The organism is Cellulosilyticum sp. I15G10I2, assembly GCF_900095725.1.
GTDB lineage: Bacteria > Bacillota > Clostridia > Lachnospirales > Cellulosilyticaceae > FMMP01.
The window spans coordinates 1-17,734 of sequence record NZ_FMMP01000012.1; the positions used below are offsets into that span (position 1 = coordinate 1).

Here is a 17,734-nt window from a genome sequence, read left to right on the forward strand (position 1 = left end):
ACTTCCCATCCAGAAATGGAGTAAGACCCCTTAGAGACTATGAGGTTGATAGGTTGGAGCTGTAAGTGTAGTAATACATGTAGGTGACCAATACTAACGGTTCGAGGGTTTGACCTAAAAAAACAAGTGATATAAATCACTTAAAACGGTTAAAAATAGTAAAAAACACTATTAAAAAAATACATCGTAGTATTTGTTTTTGAGAATACAAAGAACACAAAACTTAAAAAGCAAATTTTATGTTCTTTATAAACTTTAGTCCAAATGATAAATTTTAAGTTTACTATGTAAAATTAAAATTTAGAATAGGCATTTCGTTAAGTCTAAGGTTAATCATTTATTAAAAACCAATAAGTTAAGTTTTTCGGGCTGGATATTCCTTTCATGTAGAGGGAATAAGTATCCTGAAGGCTGACTACGTAGTATTGCGTAGCAAATCTTACAGGTTTATTTGAATGGTACTTAGGGAGACTGTTTGAGCGCATGCGAGTTTCGACCGTTCATTCAAATCAAGCTGTTAGATTTGCAGCAAGACGAAGTCGGAAGACTGAAGGATATTTATTCCCAACATTTTTGGTGGCGATGCGACTAGGGGACACACCCGTTCCCATACCGAACACGTAGGTTAAGACCTAGTCGGCCGATGGTACTTGCTTGGAGACGAGCCGGGAGAGTAGGTGGCTGCCAAATTACATAAAAAATAATCTCTGCAAAAATGCGGAGTTTTTTATACTATGCGGGTGTAGTTCAATGGTAGAACACCAGCCTTCCAAGCTGGTCACGTGGGTTCGATTCCCATCACCCGCTCTAATTTTAAAAGAAGGTGTCACATAATTAGCTATTTGTTAATTATGCGACACCTTTTTGTATTTCAAACTGATAATAACTTCAAATATAGTGAAGCAACTTATACGAAAAATAAAAAAGTAAAAAATCTAGTAATAAATTACATAAACTTTCTAAAGCTATAAGATAGCTAGTAAACTTCATTGTTTTATACCTAAAATAGCTTCCTTCTCACGCTAATAACCCTAAAAATACTCTTTTAAAGTAAAAGAGATATTTATAACAAACATAATTTCTTGCTATAAATAAAAGGTAAAAAAGTTTACGATAAGTACATAACAATTAATTTAAATAAAGAGAATGACAGGAGGGGTATTTTATGAATTCGATGGAACGTGTTGTTAAGACTTTACAGCATCAAGAGGCTGATCGGGTACCTGTATATCCTATTTTAAGTGGTGTTTCACGTAAGTTAGTTGGAGCAAACTATAAGGAATGGGCTAATAATGCAGACATATGTGCAAAGGCACTTTTGAAAACAGTTGAAGAATTTGATTTAGATTGTATAGTCACTTTGATTGACTTATCAATTGAATGTGATGCTTGGGGGCAGAAGTTAATCTATCCAGCTGATGAAGCGGCACATCCAGATTATTCAGATACAGTAATTAAAGAGATAGAAGATTATGCTAAGATTAAAAAAGTAGATTATAGAACTTCAAAACGTATGATGATGCATATTGAGACCTGTAAAAAGCTTGTACAAGCTTCCAAGGGAGAGTTTCCGGTTGTAGCTTTTGTATTTGGACCATTAGGAGTACTTTCTATGCTGCGTAATCAACAAGACATGTATTTGGATTTATATGATGATCCAGAAGCGGTTTATACTGCAGCAAAAGAAATTAATGAAACTTTAAAAGAATATACATCAGCTTTGATGGATACAGGAGTAAGTGCTATAATGTTTGATACTCTCTTTGCATCTGGAACGATTATGTCTAAAGAGATGTGGAGGCAAATGGAGGGGGATCTAGTAAGAGAGTTGGCAGATATCGTCCATAAAAGAAACTGTCTTGTTATGATTCATAACTGTGGAGAAAGGATATATTTCGATGCACAAATTGAAACTATGAAACCTGCTGCCATTTCTTTTTTATATCCACCAGATGACTGCAAAGATTTTGCTGAATGCAAAGAAAAGTATGGTGATAAAGTGGCGTTAATCGGCTGTGTACCACCAGCTATGGCTGTGCTTGGTACAGATGAACAGTGGGATGCAAAATGTAAGGAGCAGATCGATATCTTCAAAAAAAATGGTGGATTTATGTTAGCAACAGGGTGCGAGTATCCAGCAAATGCTTCCTTTGACAGAGCAAAAAAGATGGTTGATATCGCTAAAACTTATGGAAAGTATTAAGTAATGACAAAGTTAGATCTAACCACAGGGTTTTTAGGTGCTGGAAAATCTACGTTTATAAAAAGATATGCTAAGTATCCTATGAAAGAATTTAAATAGGAAATCTCTTAAACAATGTTTGGAATGTTTAGAGACAGTAGTTTAATAGTATAGGTATAGAAAGAAACAAGATATAGAATTGGTATATACTACATAACAAGTTTCCCGCTAGGCAATAAGCCTAGCGGGATTTTTAATTTAAAACATTTCCATTTCAACCAGTTTTACAATCCTTGCAAATGTACGACGTCCGACTAGAGAAAAAATAAGAGATACTGTGCAATATGTTTAAAAAACTTTTTTTCATTAAACACGTTATAAATGCGATAAAAGTCATATAAATCAAATTAGATCATATTATATAGTATGACTTGAACATACTAGGTCCTATCAAACAATAAAGAAGTTTTAACCAATAATTTATCTCAAGTTGTCTGATGTTTAAACGTAAAATATGCTTCTAAAAGGAGGGATAGAAAGAATGGATGAGAAACAATCAGACACAAAGGGGCTCGCGATGATGGTAGCAGCAGAGGTGAAAAAGAGCATTATTAAGTCGAATATGCAGCCAGGTACCAAGCTGCCGAGTGAAAGTGAATTAACTCTAACCTTTGGCATGAGCCGCTCAACAATTAGAGAAGCAATGAATCTATTAAAGGCAGAAAATATTGTTGAAATAAAAAGAGGTAAGGGCACTTTCGTGAGTTCCCAAACTGGTATGACAAAAGATCCACTTGGTTTAGATTTCATTAATCAACCAGGACTCCTAGAAGCGCTGTTGGAGGCAAGGCTATTAATAGAACAAGAAATTGCATTTCTAGCAGCACTCCGGGCAGAAGAAAAAGACATTGAAATACTGGAAGAAATCATTAATAAAATGAACGAGTCAAAGGATCATTCTGAAGAATTTACATTGCTGGATGTTGAATTTCATTCTGCAGTAGCGCAGTGTACCCACAATGATGTATTACATAAGGTTATTCCAATCATTTGTGAATCAATTAGAAAAGCATATCCGGAAACAGTGCACTCAAAAGGAAGTTTTGAAAGAGCACTTAAGAGTCATGTAAACATTTTTAACGCTATTAAAGCAAGAGATGTAATGAAGGCAAGATATGAAGTAGAAAAACATATCAGGCAGACGCTCGATGATATAAAAATAATGGAGGGATTACATGAAAAAATTATTAGCAGTATTAACGGCGTTAACACTTAGTCTTACCCTTTCAACAGGTTGTGGCAGTAACACTAAAGAAGAGAGTGCACCCGGTAAAGATATAGCAAATGCACCTTCAGCAAATAAAGATGCAGCCGCTGCAGATGCAAAAAGTACAAATGGAGGAGCTTCAAAAGAAACAACACTTACATATTGGTATTGGGCAGATAACTCGGACTATTCTCAGAAAATGCAGGAGATTGTAAAAGAATTTAATGAAATAAATCAGTCAGGCATAACAGTGAAAGCTGAAGAACAGCCTTGGGACGGCGGGGCTTACAGTCAAAACCTATTTACAGCTGCAATGGGCGGCGGAGGGCCTGATATGGCTACTTGGAAGCTTACGGCTACCCCTCTATTTACGGCAAATAATCTATTGGCAGAACTAGATGGCTATATTGAGAAGTGGGCGGATAAAGATGATATCGATGCCAACCTTTATCAGATTATGAAAAAAGCAGGTGGCTCAAATAAAACATATGTAATGCCGTGGAATACTCAAGTCTTATATGTTTATTATCGTCCATCAATGTTTAAAGAAGTGGGAATTGAAGTGCCAAAAACATATGAAGATTTTCTGATGGCTTGTGAAAAATTGACCAGAGACACAGATGGTGATGGCAAAATAGATGTATATGGGTTTGGCATGAGAGGTTCAAAAGGTGGGCAAGAGCCTTGGGGAAGCTTTATTCATGGCAGAGGTGGTAATTTTGAAGAAATGGCTTCTGATCAGGCCATAAAGGGAATGGAAGATTTCGTACAGCTCTATAAAAAGGGTTATGTACCACCAACAGCGCCAGCAGACGGATTCAATGAAATTATTGCAAACTTTAAATCGGGAAGAACGGCTATGACCATACATCATACAGGATCATCAGCAGGGATGGTTGAGACCTTTGGTGATGATGTAGCAGCATTCGCATTCCCAAAAGGCGAAGGACAATGGACCTCTATGGGCGATACTGAAAATGTTATTTTCGAAAAATGTAAAAATAAAGAGGCTGCATTTGAATTCATATCTTATATGGCAGCAGGAAAGGGTCAGCAAGTTTGGTGTGAAACAACAGGAAATGTGCCAGTAAGTAAGCGTGTTCAGGCTTTACCATTTTTCCAAGATAATAAATTTATGAAAGCATCTATAGAAGGTGTTTCTTATGCAGGTATTTTACCTATCTTAGATACTACAACCGAATGGGTAAGCACAATCTGGCCTAATACGGTTGCACAGGCATTGTCAGGGGATGTCAGCTCAAAAGAAGCCATGGAAGTTTTACAAAAAGAACTTTATAAATAGAAGAGCCAAATACTAAAACAGGTATGCGCCAGTCATTCATAGAAATAAGGGGGAGTGACTGGCGAAAATACCAGTAGATAAAATCAAAAGATAAGCATTTTTATTTACAACTCTATGTAGTAGGAGGGACTTATGCGAAGCAGAAAGATCAATATAACGCCGTATTTCTTGGTGGCGCCTGCGTTTTTAATTATGCTAGGAGTAGTGTTTGTTCCAGTAGCGAAAGCAATATTAATGAGTTTTCAAAATTATGACTTAAGGAGGCCAAACAGCTTAAAGTTTATTGGCATTGGCAACTTTGTCGAAATCTTCCACGATGCTTTATTTTGGGATGCTTTTGGTCGTACAATGCTTTGGGTTGGCTTTGGAGTAGGTTTACAATTCTTATTCGGATTTGTATTAGCACTTATTTTAAATCAGAGCTTTCACGGCCGCGGTGTTGTGCGAGCGGTTAGCTTGATCCCTTGGTGTACACCAGGAGTGCTCATTGGTCTTATGTGGAGATGGATTTATGATGGTAACTATGGGGTGTTAAATGATATTTTAATGAAACTACATATTATTGATGAAAAAATACCTTTCTTAGCCCAGACCAGTACGGCGTTTCCAAGTGTTATCACAACTATTGTCTGGCAAGGCATACCCTTTTTTGCACTTATGATTTTAGCAGGTTTACAGGGAGTACCTCTGGAAATGTATGAAGCTGCAGATGTAGATGGTGCCACGAGAGTGCAGAAGTTATTTAAGATTACAGTCCCATCTATTAAAAATACTATTTTCATCACGTTATTATTGCGTATTATTTGGGTTGCAAACTCAGTAGATTTAATTATGAATATGACAGAAGGTGGACCGGCCTATTCTACGCAAACACTTAGTATTTATATTTTCAATAAAGCCAATGTCCTTAATATGGGGTATGCAGCAGCAATCTCTCTCATATTGACGCTTATACTCTCTTTAGCAGCAGTTCCGTACCTGCGAAGAAGATTTAAGGAGGATAAGTCATGAGTAAAAATAAAAGCATGATACTAAAAAAGATTTTCAACATTTATCTACCGTTAACTGCACTGATGCTATTTTTACTCTTTCCATTTTACTGGACATTTATCACATCAATAAAACCAGAGAGTGAACTTTATGGAAATATTGTGACATACTGGCCCAAACAAGCAACTTTTGCATCTTACATCAAGTTGTTTTTAGAATTTAATTTCTTAAAAGCCATGAAAAATAGTTTTGTTGTAGCAGGAGCTTCAACGATTGTGTCCTTGTTAGTTTCTATGCTGGCGGCCTATGCCTTTTCAAGGTATCGTTTTAAAGGCAGAAAGATACTTATGGTCATATTTTTGACGAATAACATGTTTCCTACTGTGCTGTTATTAATTCCATTATATACAATCATGCGCAGCTTAGGGATTTTATATACCCCTCTTGCACTTGTCCTTGCTTATACAACTTTTACAATCCCGTTTTCTGTATGGCTGCTAAATGGCTACATGAATGATCTGCCGCAATCTTTAGAAGAAGCAGCTTTAATAGACGGTGCCAATAGATTTCAGGCATTTACTAGAATCGTTTTACCGGTTTTAGTACCTTGTTTGATTGCTACAGGTGTATATATTTTTATGACGGCATGGAACGAGTATACGTTTGCTGTCATGTTTACAAACGAAGGCAATAGAACCATACCAGTAGCACTTAAAAACTTGATTGGCCAGCTTGGCGTGCAGTGGGATCTTTTAACAGCAGGGGGAATTATAACTATTATTCCAGTATGCGTCATGTTTTTCTTTGCACAAAGACGATTGGTAGAAGGATTAACTGCAGGCGCAGAAAAAGGTTAAATAGATTAGCGAAAGGAATGATACTTCGAATGAACGCTATAAATCTAGAAGAAAAAGCTAAACAGATTAGAGCAGATATTTTAAAAATGTTGTATACTTGTCAGTCAGGCCATCCGGGAGGATCACTGTCATGTGTAGAAATGCTGATGGCCATATACTATAAAACTGCCCATATTGATGCTAAAAATTCAAAAATGGATAAGCGAGACCGTATTGTATTAAGTAAAGGGCACGCTGCTCCAACGTTATATGCCATTTTAGCAGACTTAGAATTCTTTCCAAGAGAGGATCTTTGGCATCTTCGTCAAATAGACAGCCATCTCCAAGGCCATCCTGATATGAATAAAACACCAGGAGTAGATGTAAACACAGGGTCCCTAGGACAAGGAATATCCGTCGCTATAGGAATGGCTTTAGCTGCAAAGCATAAAAAAGAAGATCATAAAATATACGTCATTGTTGGTGATGGTGAAGTTCAAGAAGGCCTTGTGTGGGAAGCAGCTATGTCAGCGGCTCATTATAAGTTGGATAATCTTATTGTAATGCTTGATCATAACGGACTTCAGATTGATGGAGCCAACGACGAAGTGATGAGTATTGGGGATATTAGTGAAAAATATAAAGCATTTGGCTTTGAATGTTATAAAGTAGATGGGCATGATATTGATGCTATTACCTATGCGATCAAGGCTCCTATTAGTGGAAAACCCAAATTCATTTGTTGTGAAACCCATAAAGGGCACGGCATATCTTTTATGTCAGATCAGTTCGGATGGCATGGGAAGGCACCAACCAAAGCAGAGTATGAAAGAGCATTAGATGAATTGGGGGTAGAAGTATAATGGGACAATCATTAAGAGTTGCTTATGGAGAAGCGTTAAGAGACTTAGGTGCAGAAAATGATAAAATTGTAGTTTTAGATGCAGATCTCGCACATGCAACCATGACAAGTCTATTTAAAGAAGTTTATCCAGAAAGGTTTTACAATTTTGGAATAGCAGAAGCCAATATGATGTGTGCAGCAGCAGGTTTTTCGCATTCAGGCTTCATTCCATTTGTAAGCACTTTCGCATTATTTGGAACTGGTCGTGCCTATGAAGAGATCCGTAACGCCATCAGCTATGTGGGTGCCAATGTTAAACTATGTTTATCCCATTCAGGTCTATGCGTCGGAGAAGATGGAGGAAGCCATCAATCGATAGAAGACATTGCACTCATGCGTGTTCTTCCGGGTATGACGATCTTTGTTCCTTGTGATCCTATTGAAACAAAGAAAGCAGTAAGAGCGGCAAGTGAGATAAATGGACCTGTATATATTCGTATAGCCCGCCCGATATGTGAAGATATTACTACAGAAGATACGCCGTTTGTTCCTGGAAAAGCCAATGTTATAAAGGATGGAAATGATGTTTGTATTATTGCAGCAGGCCTCATGATCCCGGAGGCTATACAGGCAGCTAAAGTTCTTGAAGAATATGGAATTCATGCAGCTGTTGTAAATATGCACACGATTAAGCCCATTGATAGCGAATGTGTCTTAATGATGGCAAGAAAGTGTAAGGTAATTGTCACTGCTGAAGAACATTCTATTATTGGTGGACTTGGATCTGCCGTAGCAGAAATACTTGCGGGTAAATCAGATGTAAAGTTTTCAAGAGTTGGCATTGAAGATGTATTTGGCAAATCAGGAAAACCACAAGACTTGTTTAATGCTTATGGCCTTAATGCTGAAAATATTATCAATCATTGTAAATCACTTTTAAGTAAGGAGAACTAAAATGAAAATTGCTGAATATGCCTTTAACGGTGAAGGAATGAATCGTGTGTTTGAAAATGAAAAATGGACAGTGGGTATTAAAAACTGGAAACCGGCAAATGATATCACTGGAATTGACTGCTTAGAGCGGCACAATTTAACGGATGAGTTATTTGTGCTACTCGCAGGCTCCTGCACGCTGATCTTTGCTAATAAAACAGAAGATGGCTTAGTGTTTGACGCTGTAGCGATGGAGCCAAATAAGGTCTATAATATTCCTGCTACACTTTGGCATAATACGATTACATGCAAAGATACAAAGATGATACTCATCGAAGACTCTTCTACAAGTATGGATAATAGTGATATATATTCATTAAGTATGGAAGAATTAGACGTATTAAAAAGTCTAATAAGATAGCTATAACTTTTAAGTTCTGAAAATTATAAAGAGCTCTATGTCCAGGCCTGATTTCGATATTCTATCGAAGTCAGGCTTTTTAGATTTTATTTTCAATCCTTTCGTATTGTAGAAATCCATGTATTCGTATCATAAAACTATCTTTTTAAAAATAATAGGATATTTGAGTTGACGTAGACGTGAAAAAAAGAATATAATAATCTAATAAATAATAATTATCTAAAGATAATGAATACTGTTTGAGAAGAAATGGTATTTGAAAGAAGTACATGGCTTATCAGTAGAACAAATGTCTTATAGGTGAAGAAGGTTGTTAGGCTAATACAAACTGGAAGAGGAGGAACTATTAAATGAATACTTTAAAGACAGTTGAACTAGACAAGGGGATTTATTGGGTAGGAGGAAATGATCAGAATGGCAGTTTACACTGCAATCCTTATTTATTAGTGGATGGGGATGAGGGGGTTCTTTTTGACCCGGGGTCAGTTTTAGACTTTGAATATGTGTATCAAAATGTTACAAGTATTATTCCTTTAGAAAAAATTAAATACATCGTTCTTCACCATCAGGATCCAGATTTTTGTTCAAGTGTCCCTCTATTTGAACAAAAAGGGGGAGCCTTTAAAATTGTAACCCACTGGAGAACTCAGACACTGGTAAAGTATTATGGCATAAAATCTCACTATTATATAGTTGATCAAAATAATTTTAGTCTTACGCTGCAATCAGGCAGAAAACTGAATTTTATACAAACACCCTATCTCCACTTTCCAGGAGCTATTACAACCTATGATACTGTTTCAAAAATATTATTTTCCAGTGACCTCTTTGGTGCGCTATCACAGGAATGGAGCCTTTTTGCACAGGATGATTACATTGAAAAAATGAAGGTTTTTCATGAACACTACATGCCGTCTAATGATATTTTAAGACCTGTAATGGAAGTGTTCTTGGGGATGGATATTGACATCATTGCGCCTCAGCATGGTTCTATTATTACAGCGGATATCGGCAGATATATTCGAGAACTGAGGGACCTAGAATGTGGTGCATTTTTAACACCTATAAAGAAAGAACTTTCAAGAGCCGGAGGCTATTTACGGTTGTGCAGTTCTATCTTACAGCGATACCAAGCCATTTTTAGTAAAAAAGAAGTCTTGAGGGTTATAAGGGATTTAGAGATAACAATAAACAAGGAGACACTCGATATCACTGATTATAACTATACAGGAGATGTGCTTTGGAATCTCATATTTGAGAAGTTTTTAGCAATAAAGGGCATTGAATCGCTGATAATTATTGAACCTTTAGTACTTAAACTTTCAAAGGAATTTGATATTCCCATGCCAACTATATTTGAAACCAGCATTAAAAAGACCTACACACTTACAGAAGAGAATGCACAGCTCAAACGAGCTAACGAGCGTCTTGACCTAGGGATTAGAGAAACACAGGAGAGATTGCTCAGGTGCCCTATAACGGGATTATATAATTATGAGTTTTTTAAAAATTATCTAATAACAGAGCTTGATAAGACCGAAGAAGGGCTAAATCCGGCAATTATTATTATTAATCTTGATAATATGGAGAAAATCAGATTTTCGTATGGAGATAGTGAAGTTGAAGAAGTGCTTAAGAACACTGTATATATCATTAATGATCTTAAGCAAGAAAATACGGTGCTATTCAGACTTCAAGGAGCAGCTTTTGCATGGTATTTACCGCATACATCTAAGGAAGATGCAGCTCAGAATGCGGAGAAGATAAGAAATACAGTAGCGGCTTCTGAGAAATATATTGAAAAGATTACAATATCTTTGGGCGTTGTAAGTCTGGAGGAAGTTAAAAATCATGAGAACTTTACTAAGCGGCCTTTTGAAATGACCTATGAGCTTGCTATGTGGCGTGTGAGACTTGCTAGAAACAGAGGGATGAACGTGGTATGCAGTAATTCTGATGTAGGAGACTATAAAGAAAGTGTAGGCAAAGTGTTGGTAGCAGATACAGATGATGTAAATGTAGATGTCATTAAAACATTTCTTAAGAATATGAAATATGAAGTGCTGACCGCAAAAGATGGTGAATCCGCATTGAAGATAGCAGAAAGAGAAGTACCAGATATCGTTATAACAGAAATAATGCTTCCAAAAATGGATGCATTCCTAATACGTGAAAAGTTGATCATGGAATCTCATACTAAAAATATACCATTTATAATTATTTCACATCTTAAAAACGAGGACACTGTTAAAAGGGCAGTGAGCCTTGGCGTAGACTATTATTTAAAAAAACCGTTCATGCTCTCTGAACTGTTGGGGATTATTAAACAGAAAATTAAAGGGGGCGGGTACCAATGAGTTTAAGTTTTGAGGTATGTTTAGTCATAGTGGTATTATTGTTATATACAGATAGTATAATAGTGCTTAAACTTTTGGCCAATAGATTAAAAAAAATTGGCAGGCAGGAAGATCTTATTAAACAGAAAAAAAGACTTATTAATGTGTTTTTAGGAGAGAGGAAGCGGAGGCAGACCAAGCGTTTTACGGACAGTTACAGACAAATGAAACACTCCATTATTTTAGACCAAAAACAGAAACAAACTATTGAAAGTGCTCTAGATATCAATCAATATGAGAAAAAAAATATCAAAAGACTATCCTCATTGTTTTCACTTAGAAGAATCGAGGCAGCTGCTGAATTAAGTCTGATTGCCTCAGACAAGGCAAGAGAAGCACTTGAAAAAGCAATAACCAAACAAAAGTCTTATCCTATTAAACTCTATATGGCTAATGCGCTGTCAGATATAGGAAATGAAAAGTCGATTCCAGTGCTTGTTGCAACGTTGATGAATGCACATCGTTGGTATAGGGACAGGGTTAATATGATGATTATAGATTTTGGAGAAGCGTTTCATGCGTATTTGCCTCAAATCATACATCGAAATGAAGCAGAAGTAAAAGAATTGATCGTTGATTTTGCTGCACAATCTTATACAACTACCCTAAAAGCTTATTTAATTAAGGTGATGGATGAAAATGAAATAGAAGCAAACAGGGAAAAGTATAATACTATGGATAAACTTGTAAGATGCTGTGGCAACTGTACCTTCGGCAGAATATCTGATGAAGACGGAAATAGGCTTTGTACATACAAAGGGACTGTCAGCCCGTATTATAAATGTTGGCGTTTTAAACGGCTACCAGTTAGTATTGATGGAAGAATAAGCCGGCAAAATCTTGTTTATAAGGCAGCTGAAACAGTAGCTAAACTTTATCCAAAGGTGCTTATGGATGAAAAATATTTAAATAGTAAAGACGTCAGAATAAGGCAGATAGCGGTAAAGGCGTTATCTCAATTTGATGCAGATGAAAGCTTAGGCAGACTAGTTACTTATCTTTATAATGAAGAAACATCCAGAACAGCTATAAATGGGATCTTGGAGGTACTTGAGAAGAGGCCAGAGCTTATTAATAAGATTGTAGTATTTTTTTATGAAGAAAAGGATAGGAAAGTAAAAGAATGCCTTGCTGAAATTCTTTCGAGAAAAGTTGAATACTTTATGATGAAGTTAGTATCTAAAGATAAAGATATTGCAGGTAGTATCATAGAACAGGTGCTATTGGCAGGAAAAGCAAGTAATGTTATAGACTTTCTTAATAAAAATAAGAATATCGATATAGAAAATGAATTAGTTGCAATAATAAAGGCAGTTTTATCAAAAGATACATCTTTAAGAATAGAGTTAAGTAGATACTTAAATGACACGACGCTAAAAAAATGTGGTCTTACTAGGTGGAAAGAAAATGAAGTGCCTCAGTCGGAAATAAAGAATAAAAACCTTATTCAAGTACTTTCTTCAGTGATTCTTGTCACAGTATTATTTTTTCCAATTATTTATATACTGCGATATTTTCCACGGCTATTTGATACACCCTTAATAAAACAATTTAAAACTTATGTTATAGACTTCAATTATTATCTAGTTTTTTATTCTGTTGCAATTAATTTGATTTACGGCATGCTTCTCATACTTTCTTTTATAAATGTAAGAAGGCAGTCTAAATTATGGCGTTTAAAGGGAATTACGATGCTCTTTAAAAAAAGAATGCTGCCATCTATATCTATTATTGCACCAGCCCATAATGAGGAAAAAACTATTATTCAAAGTGCTAATTCATTACTCAACTTAATCTATCCCGATTATGAACTTATTATTGTGAATGACGGGTCTGATGATAAAACATTAGAGATTTTAATAAAGCACTTTGACTTAAAAAGAGTAGATTATACGTTTGAATATAAGCTTAAGACAAGGCCTATTCAAGCCGTTTATCTCAATCCATCTATGCCTAAACTGATTGTAGTAGATAAAAAAAATGGCGGGAAAGCAGATTCTTTAAACGCAGGTATCAATATCTCAAGCAGAGAATATTTCTGTGGTATAGATGCAGATTCTCTTTTAGAGGCAGATGCACTTCTCAAACTGGCTTCGATGGAACTTGATGCAGGAGTTGAAACACCTGCACTTGGGGGTAATATTTTTCCAGCGAATGGTTGTATTATTGATCAAGGAACTATTACTGATACCCGTGTTCCCAAAAATAAACTGGCGAGATTTCAGACTATTGAGTATATGCGTGCATTTATGTCAGGCAGATTGGGGTGGGCATATTCAAATAGCTTACTCATTATATCAGGAGCTTTTGGACTTTTTAGAAAAGAGCGTGTTATCAGTGTAGGGGGCTACCTTACTAGCAGCGGTCAGTATGAAAAAGATACAGTGGGTGAGGATATGGAACTGGTGGTTCGCATTGGCAGAATGATGCGTGAAAAAGGTCTCCGTTACAAAATTGATTATGCATACAATGCCAATTGCTGGACAGAGGTACCAGAAGATTTAAAAAGTCTAAAAAAACAACGCTACCGTTGGCATAGAGGACTTGTGGATATACTGACCTTTCACAAAAAAATGATCTTTAATCCAGCCTATGGCAGAACAGGATGTATTGCGATGCCCTATTTCTTTATTTTTGAAATGGTAGGCCCATTGATAGAGACACAGGGTTATTGCATGGTCATTATTGCATTAATGTTAGGTCTTTTGAATGTAGAAATTGCTTTATTACTTTTTATATCAACAGTTTTAATGGGTGTATTAATCTCACTCTTCTCGCTGCTCATTGCTGAAAAGGATATGAAATATTTTAGGCTAAAAGATATTGGGATACTCATCTTTTATTCTATACTTGAAAACTTCGGGCCAAGACAGCTCTTTAGCTTTTGGCGCGTGAAGGCAACTTTAAGAATGTTGACAAAAATAGAGGGATGGGACAAAGCCAAGCGGAAAGGCTTTACATCTTCCGATACCGTAGTAGAGGGGTGATAGCATGAAAAGAAAAGTAATGATGATATGTATTTATTCTTTAATTACAATCTTTACCGCAACATTGGGACTTGTATTACTGAGCCCCATCTCAAGGTGGCATGATTTACCCACTACTTCACTCAATGTATGGATTGTTGACAAGACTGTACCTATTCCAGACTATCGTGAGCACAAAGGTCTTATGTGGGTGTTGAATCATAATAAGGTGATTTATTCAAAGACAGAAAGCTATTTTCAGTATGACAAAGATTATTTTGGTTTTTTTCCAGTGAGTAAAGATGTTTACGATATACGAGAAATACCAGAAGGCAAAGAAAATCCAGATCTTATATACTTAACAGATACCTATGGGGTTTATACGGATGATTATTTGATGCCTAATGTAAAAGGTGTTCGTTCGGATCTCATTTATGGAGGTCTTACAAGTAAGGAACTCCTTGCCATCAAAAAGAATATCGGTCAGGCGAATACCCTGATAGGAGAATTTAATATCGCTTCCGCACCTACTAATGCCGAAAACCGAAAAGAGCTAAGTTTGCTTTTTGGTACCGAATGGATGGGATGGAAAGGCAGGTATTTTAAAGAACTGTCCCGCGACATTGAAGTGCCAGTTTGGGTAGTAGATAACTATGAAAAACAGTACCAAAAACAGTGGCATTTTAAGGGTGATGGCTATGTACTGGTCTCCGACTCGGATGAAATAGCTATACTAGAAGGAAAGACCCATGTTGGGAAAACGGGTTTAACAATAAAATTTGAGGATCCGTATACTTTGGAGTTTGATATAAAAGAAGCTATTCCTTATCACTACTGGTTTGAGTTTGCAAATCGTAATGAAGACAGTGAAACGCTAGCCAACTATGCTCTGGATTTAACAGAAGAAGGCAAAGAGATTATGGAGAAACTCCAGCTTCCGCTTACTTTTCCAGCAGTCATTCGTAAAATAAATACTGAATATACTTCCTACTATTTTGCGGGAGATTATGCAGATTTACAAGAGGTACATAGCATTTGGAAGTATTATGGATTTGATAAGGTTAAAAAAATGACAACTTCTCTTAATAAAGGAGCGCCTGACTACTTTTATTGGAACTGCTATGTTCCAATGATGAATAAAATTATCAGTGATGTAAAGACTAGGGAAAATCAGGATAGTAAGTTGGAAACAGAGGGACTCTCCTATATAGCAAAAACACAAGGGAAAGACTTTTATATTCATACAAATGGTACGTGGGAAAAGAAATTTTTAAAGGGTGTCAATATTGGAGCTGCAAAGCCAGGCGCTTTTCCTGGAGAACTTGCTATTACAAAAGACGAATACCTGCGCTGGTTCAAATATATTAGTGAGATGAATGCGGAAGTGATTAGAGTCTATACAACACTTAAGCCTGATTTCTATGATGCACTATATCTTTATAATAAAACTGCTAAGAAGCCTTTGTATTTAATACAAGGGGTCTGGGTAAAAGAAGAGGATATAGAGACATTGAAGGATGCTTATGCAGATCATGAAAAAATAAAAAATGAGTTTATTAAAGACGCATCAGATCTAGCAGATATTATACATGGGAATGCCATCCTTCCAGAGAGAAAGGGATTTGCAAGCGGGACATATAATAGCGATATTTCTCAATATGTAATCGGATGGATCTTAGGTATTGAATGGGATCCTGAATTTGTAGAAAACACTAATAATAATCATGCAGATAAAAAAAGTTATGAGGGTGAATATTTATTTACTGAGGGAGCATCTCCTTTTGAAGTCTTCTTGTGTGAAGTCGGCGACAAAGTACTCGCCTATGAAGCTAAAAAGTATAATATGGTAAGGCCTTTAAGTTACGCTAACTGGCCAACGACGGATATGCTTAAACATCCCAATGAGCCTTTAGAGAATGAAGACCGTGCAGAAGTAAATATAGAGCATATAAAACCCCATAAAAGTCTAAAAACAGGCGTATTTGCATCATATCATATTTATCCATATTACCCTGATTTTATGAATTATCAAAGAGAGTATGTAAGCTTTAAAGATGATTCAGGGAAAGTAAATACTTATAAAGCATATCTTAGAGATTTAATGCGTCAGCACACCATCCCCGTTATGGTTGCTGAGTTTGGTGTACCAGCTTCAAGAGGTATGGCACACATCAATATCCATATGGGCTATAACCAAGGAAAGCTTGATGAAGCTGAACAGGGACGAATTGTTGGGAAACTGTTACAGGATATTTATGATGAGGGTTACTGCGGTGGTTTAGTTTTTGCATGGCAAGATGAATGGTTTAAAAGAACGTGGAATACCATGGACCTTGACCTGCCTGATTCAAGACCTTATTGGTCAAATCCTCAAACGAATGAACAGCAATTTGGGCTTCTGGCCTTTGAACCAGGGGCGGAAGAAAGTATTTGTTATGTTGATGGGGATATAGATGAGTGGCAAAATGAGAAACCTGTTTACGAAGATGATGGCATCAAGCTATTTGCTAAATCTGATGAGAAGTATATGTATTTAATGGCAGACACAAAAGATTTCGATTTTGATAAAGATAAGATTGTCATTCCTATTGATACCATAGGGGGGCAAGGTAATGAGGTGGATAAGCTTAATAATCTGAAATTTACAAGAGCGGTAGATTTTATACTAATGATTGATGGTATGGAAAACTCTCGCATTCAGGTGGATGCTTATTATGACTCTTTCCACTACATGTATCCTAAACAGTTTGAGTTAGAAATCCCGGATATACCTTTTGGCAACAAGGGAAGCGGTATATTTATACCGCAGTACCTCTGTCTTTCTAGGGGATTTGTATTGCCTCAAGATGGAACAATAGTCCCTTTTTCTAAGTATGAAACAGGCTTATTAACTTATGGTAATGCACATCCTAAAAAGGAAAACTACAACTCCCTTTCAGACTATTATGTAAAAGAGGGGAAAGTAGAAATAAGAATACCATGGCAGCTGCTAAATGTTATGGATCCTAGTAAAAAATCAATTATAGGAGACTTATATAAAAACAAGGGGATAGAAGCAGAGCAAACAAAAGGATTTTATTTTGGCGCAGCAATTATAAGACAAAATGAACCCGTAGATAAAATAGAAATGAGCTTTTATTCTTGGGAGCCATGGGATGAACCCACTTTTCATGAGCGTTTAAAGCCTTCTTACTATAGTCTGAAAGATACTTTCGAAAAAATTAAGTAGTTTTGAGTTTATAAAAGAGCTAATTCTTTAGAAGTATTAGGGCAATCAAAGATAGAGAGTGAAAAGTAGCTATGATAATGAAAAGTTATCATAGCTATTTTTTAATGAAATAAAGGTCAACTGTATGGTGTAAAATTTCAAAATAACGGTGTGTTTGCTAATTGTAGAAATTTATTGTATTATATAGAAAATACGTAAATTGAATGCGGGAGTTTCTCATTTTTATAGAGAAACAACATATAAACTTAAGTTATTCATCTACTAAAAGTTGTTTCTCAGAATGATTTCACATTAAATAACATCGTGAATAAGTTAAACTTTAAAATGTGAAATCTATACTAGAGAAAAACGGAGAGTTTTTATAATA

General features: G+C 36.1%; 11 protein-coding genes, 1 tRNA gene and 2 rRNA genes. All 14 read left to right on the forward strand.

Translation table 11 applies throughout. The features are described from left to right. Positions 1-117, forward strand: a 23S ribosomal RNA gene (locus tag BN3326_RS22240); the annotation flags it as partial. Positions 118-572: 455 nt separating this feature from the next. Next, a 5S ribosomal RNA gene (gene rrf, locus BN3326_RS13485) occupies positions 573-690 on the forward strand. A 46-nt stretch (positions 691-736) separates the two neighbouring features. Further along, positions 737-807 (forward strand) — tRNA-Gly (locus tag BN3326_RS13490). 358 nt (positions 808-1,165) lie between these two features. Beyond that, a complete protein-coding gene (locus BN3326_RS13495) occupies positions 1,166-2,203 on the forward strand; it encodes a uroporphyrinogen decarboxylase family protein (protein ID WP_069999780.1) in 1,038 nt (345 codons plus the stop codon). 520 nt (positions 2,204-2,723) lie between these two features. After that, positions 2,724-3,458: a FadR/GntR family transcriptional regulator gene (locus BN3326_RS13500; RefSeq protein WP_069999781.1), complete on the forward strand. Its 735-nt coding sequence runs from the start codon at positions 2,724-2,726 to the stop codon at positions 3,456-3,458. Continuing rightward, positions 3,418-4,752: an ABC transporter substrate-binding protein gene (locus BN3326_RS13505; RefSeq protein WP_069999782.1), complete on the forward strand. Its 1,335-nt coding sequence runs from the start codon at positions 3,418-3,420 to the stop codon at positions 4,750-4,752. Before BN3326_RS13500 ends, BN3326_RS13505 begins: the two co-directional genes overlap by 41 nt. Before the next feature lie 132 nt (positions 4,753-4,884). Continuing rightward, positions 4,885-5,763: a carbohydrate ABC transporter permease gene (locus tag BN3326_RS13510; protein WP_069999783.1), complete on the forward strand. Its 879-nt coding sequence runs from the start codon at positions 4,885-4,887 to the stop codon at positions 5,761-5,763. Positions 5,764-5,777: 14 nt separating this feature from the next. Further along, positions 5,778-6,599: a carbohydrate ABC transporter permease gene (locus tag BN3326_RS13515; RefSeq protein WP_141722924.1), complete on the forward strand. Its 822-nt coding sequence runs from the start codon at positions 5,778-5,780 to the stop codon at positions 6,597-6,599. 29 nt (positions 6,600-6,628) lie between these two features. Next, positions 6,629-7,441 (forward strand): transketolase, encoded by an 813-nt coding sequence (locus BN3326_RS13520; RefSeq protein ID WP_171903836.1) that lies wholly within the window; start codon positions 6,629-6,631, stop codon positions 7,439-7,441. Continuing rightward, positions 7,441-8,376 carry a transketolase family protein gene (locus BN3326_RS13525; protein ID WP_069999785.1) on the forward strand — a complete coding sequence of 312 codons (936 nt, stop codon included), beginning with the start codon at positions 7,441-7,443 and terminating at the stop codon, positions 8,374-8,376. The genes BN3326_RS13520 and BN3326_RS13525 overlap by 1 nt, the downstream gene beginning before the upstream one ends. Before the next feature lies 1 nt (position 8,377). Continuing rightward, positions 8,378-8,776, forward strand: a complete 399-nt coding sequence (locus BN3326_RS13530; RefSeq protein ID WP_069999786.1) for a cupin domain-containing protein — start codon at positions 8,378-8,380, stop codon at positions 8,774-8,776. A gap of 350 nt (positions 8,777-9,126) precedes the next feature. Beyond that, positions 9,127-11,133: an oxygen-binding di-iron domain-containing protein gene (locus BN3326_RS13535; protein ID WP_069999787.1), complete on the forward strand. Its 2,007-nt coding sequence runs from the start codon at positions 9,127-9,129 to the stop codon at positions 11,131-11,133. After that, complete coding sequence (locus BN3326_RS21500; RefSeq protein ID WP_083258719.1) at positions 11,130-14,159, forward strand: glycosyltransferase family 2 protein; 3,030 nt, start codon at positions 11,130-11,132, stop codon at positions 14,157-14,159. The genes BN3326_RS13535 and BN3326_RS21500 overlap by 4 nt, the downstream gene beginning before the upstream one ends. A 4-nt stretch (positions 14,160-14,163) precedes the next feature. Further along, positions 14,164-17,367, forward strand: a complete 3,204-nt coding sequence (locus BN3326_RS13545) for a hypothetical protein (protein WP_083258720.1) — start codon at positions 14,164-14,166, stop codon at positions 17,365-17,367. Positions 17,368-17,734: the final 367 nt, after the last annotated feature.

Coding starts and splice junctions, on each gene's coding strand:
- BN3326_RS13495 (WP_069999780.1), top strand. CDS start 1,166: ATGAATTCGATGGAACGTGTTGTTAAGACTTTACAGCATCAAGAGGCT.
- BN3326_RS13500 (WP_069999781.1), top strand. CDS start 2,724: ATGGATGAGAAACAATCAGACACAAAGGGGCTCGCGATGATGGTAGCA.
- BN3326_RS13505 (WP_069999782.1), top strand. CDS start 3,418: ATGAAAAAATTATTAGCAGTATTAACGGCGTTAACACTTAGTCTTACC.
- BN3326_RS13510 (WP_069999783.1), top strand. CDS start 4,885: ATGCGAAGCAGAAAGATCAATATAACGCCGTATTTCTTGGTGGCGCCT.
- BN3326_RS13515 (WP_141722924.1), top strand. CDS start 5,778: ATGATACTAAAAAAGATTTTCAACATTTATCTACCGTTAACTGCACTG.
- BN3326_RS13520 (WP_171903836.1), top strand. CDS start 6,629: ATGAACGCTATAAATCTAGAAGAAAAAGCTAAACAGATTAGAGCAGAT.
- BN3326_RS13525 (WP_069999785.1), top strand. CDS start 7,441: ATGGGACAATCATTAAGAGTTGCTTATGGAGAAGCGTTAAGAGACTTA.
- BN3326_RS13530 (WP_069999786.1), top strand. CDS start 8,378: ATGAAAATTGCTGAATATGCCTTTAACGGTGAAGGAATGAATCGTGTG.
- BN3326_RS13535 (WP_069999787.1), top strand. CDS start 9,127: ATGAATACTTTAAAGACAGTTGAACTAGACAAGGGGATTTATTGGGTA.
- BN3326_RS21500 (WP_083258719.1), top strand. CDS start 11,130: ATGAGTTTAAGTTTTGAGGTATGTTTAGTCATAGTGGTATTATTGTTA.
- BN3326_RS13545 (WP_083258720.1), top strand. CDS start 14,164: ATGAAAAGAAAAGTAATGATGATATGTATTTATTCTTTAATTACAATC.